This window comes from Brasilonema bromeliae SPC951 (assembly GCF_012912135.1).
GTDB lineage: Bacteria > Cyanobacteriota > Cyanobacteriia > Cyanobacteriales > Nostocaceae > Brasilonema > Brasilonema bromeliae.
In genome coordinates this window covers 1-6,204 of the sequence record NZ_QMEB01000313.1, presented here as the reverse complement: position 1 = coordinate 6,204, position 6,204 = coordinate 1, and the positions used below count along the sequence as shown (strand labels likewise).

Genomic DNA, 6,204 nt, shown 5'->3' with positions numbered 1-6,204 from the left:
CCGTTGTGGCGACTGCGGGAGGTTTCCTCCGTAAGCGCAAGCGCACGCAATCATGCGTTAGCCGTAAGGCGTGCCGCAGGCATACGCGCAGCGTCTGGTGGAGGAGACTCAAAGCTATGCCCGTAGGGCACGCTGCGCGAACGGAGGGTTCCCCCCCGTTAAAGAAAGTGTCCGTTTGAGGAACGAAACCCAACATTTTGAGGACTTTGTTGGGTTTCATTACGTTCAAACGCCACTTTGCTCAAGTCGGGAAACCCTTCGCGCTAATCGATTTTGGAGCCGAACCATGTTGAAAGTCTCTAGGACGTGAATCCTAATTTTTCCAAAACTGGTGTGGTGGAAACAATATGCCGATCTAAACCTAGTTCCTTAGGACTGACACCAACTGCTAAAGCAATCAGCTGGGGTAAATGCAGTATTGGTAAACCGAGTTCTCGTCCAATAACTTTTTCTACCTCCTTTTGACGAGAATCCAAATTTAGGTGACAAAGAGGACAAGGAGTCACTATACAATCCGCACCAGCTTCTATGGCTTCTTGAATATGCATTCCAGCCATTTTAAAAGATTGAGTCGTGGCATAGCTAGAAAGAGGCCAACCGCAACATTGCGTACGACCTCTGTAATAAATAGGTTCTGCTCCTACCGTAAGAAAGACATTTTCCATTGCTTTTGGTTGGAAAGGGTCATCATAAGGCATGGATTTTTGGGCACGGAGGAGATAACAGCCATAAAAAGCTGCACATTTTAATCCAGTTAACTTACGATTGACACGTTTTTGAATTTCTTCTAAACCGTAGTCAGTTACTAAAGCATAGAGGAGATGTTTGACCTCTGTGGTTCCTCGATAGGGTGAACAGCCTTCTTTTTGCAGCAAGCCGTTCACTCGTTCTACGTATGCTGGATTTGTTTTTTGGCATTCTTTAAGGTGTTCGTCAACATGACCAATAACACCCTGACAAGTGCTGCAATGAGTTAGCAGTGGTAGATTTAACTGTTCTGCTAAAGCAATGTTCCGTGCATTAACCGTATCTTCCAACATTTGGGAATCTTCTTTAAACGTGCCGGAACCACAGCAAGCAGCTTTTTTGAGTTCAATCAGTTCGATGTCTAGCGCTTGAGTTAGGGCAACAGTTGATTGGTGAAGCTCCCGACAAGCTCCTTGGGCAACACAACCTGGGAAGTATGCGTATTTCAATGTATGGGCTAGCATAGTATCAAAGTTAGTCAATAACTGTTTTATCATTACTTGTTTATTTTGAGCGAAGCAAGAGATTTTCACCAAAGAAAATCCCTTAACAGTGTACGGGTGCTCGCGCTTTCCGATAAGATGAATATGCCCAAAAATATATCCCCCATAAACAGCGGATTTTAGCAACTGGTTGAGGAATTGTATCTATGAGCCAAGCGGAAACATTTGAAAAGGTCAAAAAAATTGTTGTCGAGCAACTGAGTGTTAAAGACGAACAAGTAACACCAGAAGCTAGTTTCGCCAACGATTTAGGAGCTGACTCCCTTGATACCGTTGAACTGGTTATGGCTTTGGAAGAAGAGTTTGACATCGAAATTCCTGATGAAGCCGCCGAAAAAATTACAACTGTTAAAGAGGCTGTGGACTACATTAACAATAAAGTTGCCGCATAAACCTAAAAAATTGCTGAGTGCTGAGTGCTATTGAGGCTACGGGCACTTTGACGGGAGTTGCTATCTCCTCCAAAGGAGACTCTCCAGCAGAGTGTGCCCAGGAGTGTAAACTCCAAGAGGGTAACCGAAGGCAGGCGACTGGCATTGCTGAGTAAAAAGTCAGGAGTGAAGAGTCAAGAGCTTAAATAAGTAGCAAATTTTCTTGCTCGAATTATCGAAAGTTAGTCAAAATGGTGACAAACAAGCCAACTAACACCAAATCACTAGTTGAAAATGACGAAGTGGACGTACGTAGGATCGCTTAGGTCTAAAGTTACGTTTGGGATAGTTGGATCTATCTGCCTTAGCAATAGCACCGAAGTAGACCAAGTAGTTGTCTGGTACAACTATGGAGAAGTTTTATGTAGCAATGACTAATCTCCTTGTCCCTTTGTCCCTCTTGAGAACTCACCAACTCACTCATAGGGTATGCGCTTTGCGCACGCAAGCGTATGCGCCTTGCGCATACGGCGCAGCCGTGACCGTACCCACTAGGGCTCAGGAGATACGCCAGATGGCACCCAAAGGAGGAACCACGCCACTCCCCCCAAGCCGGGGAACCCGTCCCTTGGGGGTGGCTCCCCAAGGGCGCACTGGCTCACCAACTCATTGCTCAGCACTGTTTTGTTCTGCCTGCATCAATAGCCATCATAACTATCATGACTGATTTTATACGTAAACGCGTTGTTGTTACTGGTGTTGGCGCGCTTACACCGATTGGTAATACACCAGCCGAATATTGGGAAGGATTGATCAGCGGACGCAATGGGATTGGTGAAATCACCTTGTTTGATGCGTCTCGTCACGATTGTCGCATTGCTGGTGAGGTAAAAAACTTCGATCCACATGAATACATGGATCGCAAAGAAGCCAAACGTATGGATCGATTTGCCCAATTTGGCGTCTCAGCAGCAATTCAGGCTGTCGCAGACGCGCAGTTAGTCATCAACGACTTAAACGCAGAACAGATTGGCGTTATTATTGGTTCTGGCGTTGGTGGCATTAAAGTTTTAGAAGACCAGCAAACAATTTACCTGGATCGTGGTCCGGATCGCTGTAGTCCTTTCATGATACCTATGATGATAGCCAATATGGCAGCGGGATTGACAGCAATTCACACTGGTGCTAAAGGACCAAATTCCTGCTCGGTAACTGCCTGTGCTGCTGGCTCAAACGCTATCGGGGAAGCTTTTCGCCTCATACAGGGGGGATATGCCCAAGCGATGATTACCGGGGGATGTGAAGCGGCAATTACACCTCTGTCTTTAGCAGGATTTGCTTCAGCTAGGACACTTTCAACTCGGAATAATGACCCCGCTCATGCAAGCCGCCCATTTGACAAAGACCGTGACGGATTTGTCATGGGTGAAGGTGCGGGCATCTTAATTTTAGAAGAATTACAGCATGCCTTGAGTCGTAAAGCTAGGATTTATGCAGAAATTGTTGGCTATGGCATGACTTGTGACGCTTACCACATGACCTCTCCAGTACCAGGAGGCGAAGGTGCAGCAAGAGCAATCCAACTAGCACTCAAAGACGCAGGAGTAAGACCAGAACATGTGAGCTACATCAATGCACATGGTACCAGTACCCCAATGAATGATCCGACGGAAACTGCTGCAATGAAAAAAGCTTTAGGTGAACATGCTTATAAGATAGCAGTTAGCTCCACCAAATCAATGACAGGTCATTTGCTGGGTGGTTCTGGTGGAATTGAAGCAGTAGCAACAGTACTGGCGATCGCCAATGACCGGATTCCACCGACAATTAATTTGGAAAACCCAGATCCTGAGTGTGACTTGGATTACGTCCCTAACACCAGCCGGGAAGCAAAAGTCGAAGTGGCACTATCCAATTCTTTCGGTTTTGGCGGTCATAATGTGACACTAGCCTTTAAGAAGTATGTCTAGGGTTGGAAATTTTATATGCGTGGATTTCACGCAAAAGCATGAAACTCAAGCATTGTCTGGATTGAGATATTGGGCAGAAATCTTGATCACTCGGTCGGTTCAGCAACCGATAATAGAAGATATCCCCCATAAAATGAATGCAAAATTTTTATCAAAAATCCCAAGATCTGCCGCTTGTCGGTCAACAAGCACCAATGGGATGATGAGGATACTGCCGGGGATGTTTCAAACAGTGAACAGTTAACAGTGAACAGTTAACAGTGAAAACTGGTAACTGATAACTGGTACGAGTGGTACTTGATAACTGCTAACTGCTAACTGATAAACAACCCCCCTGGTGATGCTCGAAGACTGCTAACCCGTCGTAAAGAACAATCTGATTATGGCTGTTGCAACCCAAACCCTCGAAGAACTTTGTATTAACTCGATCCGCTTTCTGGCAATTGATGCTGTAGAGAAGGCAAAGTCTGGTCACCCAGGACTACCAATGGGTGCTGCGCCAATGGCGTTTGTGCTGTGGGATAGCTTTTTGCGGTTTAACCCCAAAAATCCCAAGTGGTTCAACCGCGATCGCTTTGTCCTGTCTGCCGGTCACGGCTCAATGTTGCAGTATGCCCTGCTGTATTTGACTGGTTACGACAGCGTGACCATCGAGGACATCAAGCAATTCCGTCAGTGGGAATCCAAAACCCCCGGACACCCCGAAAACTTCATGACCCCTGGCGTGGAAGTTACCACCGGACCTCTGGGGCAAGGAATTGCCAATGGAGTCGGTTTGGCAATGGCAGAAGCACACCTCGCCGCAAAGTTCAACAAACCCGATGCCAAAATTGTTGACCATTACACCTACGTGATTTTGGGTGATGGCTGCAACATGGAAGGCGTTTCCGGTGAAGCTTGTTCTTACGCGGGACACCTGGGATTAGGTAAGCTCATTGCTCTGTACGACGACAACCACATCTCCATCGATGGTTCTACAGATATAGCATTCACCGAAGATGTTTCCAAGCGCTTTGAAGCTTACGGTTGGCACGTGCAGCACGTTGCAGAAGGTAACACTGATTTAGAAGGTCTTGCCAAAGCTATTGAAGCAGCCAAAGCTGTTACTGACAAACCTTCTTTCATTAAAGTCACCACCACCATTGGTTACGGTTCACCCAACAAAGCAAACACCGCTGGTGTTCACGGATCTGCCCTTGGTGGAGACGAAGTAAAACTCACCCGCGAAAACTTGGGTTGGGAATACGAACCTTTTGTAGTACCAGAAGATGCTCTTAAGCACTGGCGCAAAGCTGTTGAGCGCGGGGCAAACCTGGAGGAAGAATGGAACAAAGCCTTCAGCGACTACAAAGCCAAATATTCCGAAGAAGCTGCTGAATTTGAACGTTACATTAGCGGCAAATTACCCGATGGTTGGGATAAGGTACTACCCACCTACAAACCAGAAGACAAAGGAGTCGCCACCCGCAAACACTCGGAAACCTGCCTCAACAAACTGGGGGCGGTTTTACCTGAACTCATTGGTGGTTCGGCTGACTTGACTCACTCCAACCTTACCGAACTGAAAAACTCCGGCGAATTTCAGAAAGGGCAATACCAAAACCGTAACGTCCACTTTGGCGTGCGGGAACATGGTATGGGCGCAATCTGTAACGGTATCGCGCTGCATCAGTCTGGATTAATTCCCTACGGCGCTACCTTTTTGATCTTCACAGATTACATGCGTGCTGCTATCCGCTTATCCGCCCTATCTCAAGCTGGCTCGATTTGGGTGATGACTCACGATTCGATTGGACAAGGTGAAGATGGTCCGACGCACCAACCGATTGAAACTTTGGCTTCCCTGCGAGCGATTCCTAACCTAACGGTGATTCGTCCCGCAGACGGTACGGAAACCTCTGGCGCTTACAAAGTCGCGATCGAGAGTGCAAAGGAAAACAACCCCACCCTGTTAGCATTCACCCGTCAAAATGTCCCCAACTTGGCAGGTACCTCGATTGAGGGCGTGACCAAGGGTGGATACACGGTGGTGGATTCTGAAGGTACGCCAGATTTGATCTTAATTGGCACTGGTTCAGAATTGAGCCTCTGTGTAACTGCAGCCGAGAAACTCACGGCTGAAGGTAAAAAAGTTCGTGTTGTCTCGTTACCCTCGTGGGAACTGTTTGAAGCACAGGATGCGGCTTATAAAGAATCTGTTCTCCCTAAAGCCGTTACCAAGCGTTTGTCTGTCGAAGCAGCTGCCAGTTTCGGTTGGCACAAGTTTGTGGGCAGCGAAGGCGATACTGTTAGTATTGATCGCTTTGGTGCTTCAGCTCCAGGTGCGGTTGCTTTAGAGAAATTCGGCTTCACAGTTGATAATGTATTAGCTAAGGCTAAGGCATTGTTGGGTTAATTAGCAACAGAGTATCTATTCTCTTTCTTTTCAGGTGGGCTTTATTGCCCACCTTTTTTTGTTTTACAGTTTTGGGGAATAGGGAACGCTTAATAGGGAACGCTTAACAGGGAACAGTGAACAGTGAACAGTGAACAAGGGGTGGACGAGTCCGTTTCCTACTTGGTAACCCTTCGGGTTCGCAGTCGCCTACGGAGGGAGACCCTCCTGCAGCGCTG

The 6,204-nt window shown here is 47.1% G+C and carries 5 protein-coding genes; 4 read left to right on the top strand and 1 reads right to left on the bottom strand.

All coding sequences use genetic code 11. The features are described from left to right. Positions 1-299: 299 nt before the first annotated feature. Positions 300-1,211: a CoB--CoM heterodisulfide reductase iron-sulfur subunit B family protein gene (locus DP116_RS26375; RefSeq protein WP_169157964.1), complete on the bottom strand. Its 912-nt coding sequence runs from the start codon at positions 1,209-1,211 to the stop codon at positions 300-302. A 185-nt stretch (positions 1,212-1,396) separates the two neighbouring features. Between DP116_RS26375 and acpP the strand changes: the two genes are divergently transcribed. The 4 genes from acpP to tkt all read left to right on the top strand — a co-directional run bounded on the left by acpP (position 1,397) and on the right by tkt (position 5,986). After that, positions 1,397-1,642 carry an acyl carrier protein gene (gene acpP / locus DP116_RS26370; RefSeq protein WP_169157963.1) on the top strand — a complete coding sequence of 82 codons (246 nt, stop codon included), beginning with the start codon at positions 1,397-1,399 and terminating at the stop codon, positions 1,640-1,642. 17 nt (positions 1,643-1,659) lie between these two features. Further along, complete coding sequence (locus tag DP116_RS26365) at positions 1,660-1,797, top strand: hypothetical protein (RefSeq protein ID WP_169157962.1); 138 nt, start codon at positions 1,660-1,662, stop codon at positions 1,795-1,797. Between the two features lie 543 nt (positions 1,798-2,340). Then, positions 2,341-3,591 carry a beta-ketoacyl-ACP synthase II gene (fabF, locus tag DP116_RS26360; RefSeq protein WP_169157961.1) on the top strand — a complete coding sequence of 417 codons (1,251 nt, stop codon included), beginning with the start codon at positions 2,341-2,343 and terminating at the stop codon, positions 3,589-3,591. Positions 3,592-3,973: 382 nt separating this feature from the next. Beyond that, the gene (gene tkt / locus DP116_RS26355) at positions 3,974-5,986 is read left to right on the top strand and encodes a transketolase (protein ID WP_169157960.1); all 2,013 of its coding nucleotides are present in this window, start codon (positions 3,974-3,976) and stop codon (positions 5,984-5,986) included. The last annotated feature ends 218 nt before the right edge of the window (positions 5,987-6,204 follow it).

Bases quoted from the DNA above. Each gene is read 5' to 3' on its own strand.
- DP116_RS26375 (WP_169157964.1), bottom strand. From the start codon at position 1,211: ATGCTAGCCCATACATTGAAATACGCATACTTCCCAGGTTGTGTTGCC.
- acpP (WP_169157963.1), top strand. From the start codon at position 1,397: ATGAGCCAAGCGGAAACATTTGAAAAGGTCAAAAAAATTGTTGTCGAG.
- fabF (WP_169157961.1), top strand. From the start codon at position 2,341: ATGACTGATTTTATACGTAAACGCGTTGTTGTTACTGGTGTTGGCGCG.
- tkt (WP_169157960.1), top strand. From the start codon at position 3,974: ATGGCTGTTGCAACCCAAACCCTCGAAGAACTTTGTATTAACTCGATC.